The organism is Mycobacterium sp. 852013-50091_SCH5140682, from assembly GCF_001665685.1.
GTDB lineage: Bacteria > Actinomycetota > Actinomycetes > Mycobacteriales > Mycobacteriaceae > Mycobacterium.
In genome coordinates this window covers 1-1,520 of sequence record NZ_LZTB01000133.1, presented here as the reverse complement: position 1 = coordinate 1,520, position 1,520 = coordinate 1, and the positions used below count along the sequence as shown (strand labels likewise).

The window sequence follows — 1,520 nt, the reverse complement described above, 5'->3', positions numbered from 1 at the left end:
GCGGGATGTGTTCTCGCGGCCAGGCTCAGCGAGGACCCGTCGGTCAGCGTGTGCCTCATCGAGGCGGGCCCGTCGGACGTCGAGGACCGCAACATCCTGGAACTGTCGGCGTGGATGCACCTGCTCGATTCCGGCTACGACTGGGACTATCCGGTCGAACCGCAGGAGAAGGGCAACAGCTTCATGCGCCATGCCCGGGCCAAGGTGCTGGGCGGATGTTCGTCGCACAACTCCTGTATCGCGTTCTGGCCGCCGGCCGAGGGGCTTGCCGACTGGGAGGCGATGGGCGCCAAGGGTTGGGGCGCCGACGGATTGTGGCCGTTCGTGGCGAAACTGGAGACCAACGACGCCGAGGGGGATCACCACGGCCACAGTGGGCCGGTGCGGTTGCGCGACGTGCCGCCACTGGACCCGTGCGGGGCAGCGGTGCTGCAAGCCGCTGCCAAGGTCGGCCTGCCGACGGTGAAGTTCAACCGCGGCACCACGGTGACCAACGGTGCGGGCTGGTTCCAGATCAACGCTGCCGAGAACGGCAACCGCATGTCGTCGTCGCACGCTTTCCTGCACCCGATCCTGGGGACCCGCAAAAACCTTGAGGTACGGACCAATTCGTGGGTCAGTGAGATCCTGTTCGACGACGAGAACAATGCCACCGGGGTGCGTTACCAGCGGCCCGACCTCACCGGGTACGACACGGTGGCCGCCCGGCGCGAGGTGGTGGTGACCGCCGGGGCGATCGACACCCCGAAGCTGCTCATGCTCTCGGGCATCGGGCCGGCCGAGCACCTGCGCGAGATGGGCATTGCGGTGCGGGTCGATTCGCCGGGCGTCGGGTCCAATCTCGATGACCACGTCGAAGGGTTGGTGTTCTGGGAGGCGTCACGCCCGATGGTCACCAGCTCGACGCAGTGGTGGGAGATCGGGTTGTTCACCACCACGCAGCCCGGTCTGAACCAGCCGGATCTGATGATGCATTACGGCAGTGTGCCGTTTGACATGAACACCCTGCGCTGGGGCTACCCGACCACCGACAACGGATTCTGCCTCACCCCCAACGTCACGCTGGGACGTTCACGGGGAACGGTGCGGCTGCGCTCGCGCGACTTCCGGGACCGCGCCAAGGTCGATCCCCGCTACTTCACCGACCCCGAAGGACACGACGAGCAGGTCATGCTTGCCGGTGTGCGGTTGGCACGCAAGATCGCCGAGCAGGAACCGTTGCGCAGTTGGATCGCGCGTGAACTGGCACCCGGGCCTGATGCCGTCACCGACGACGAGCTGCTCGACTACATCCACAAGACGCACAACACCGTCTACCATCCGGCCGCCACAGCCCGGATGGGATCGGTGGACGATCCGATGGCTGTGCTCGATCCCGAGTTGCGGGTCAAAGGTGTGCAGCGCCTGCGGGTGGTGGATGCCTCCGCGATGCCGAAATTGCCTGCCGTGAACCCGAATATTACGGTGATGGCCATGGGCGAGAAGTGCGCAGACCTGATGAGAAAACAGTGATGTGAGCA

General features: G+C 65.5%; 1 protein-coding gene. It reads left to right on the top strand.

Annotated features, from left to right (window positions below; all coding sequences use genetic code 11):
- The coding region (locus A5784_RS35730; RefSeq protein WP_064949592.1) for a GMC family oxidoreductase at positions 1–1,512 on the top strand (1,512 nt) is incomplete at its 5' end.
- Positions 1,513–1,520 lie beyond the last annotated feature (8 nt).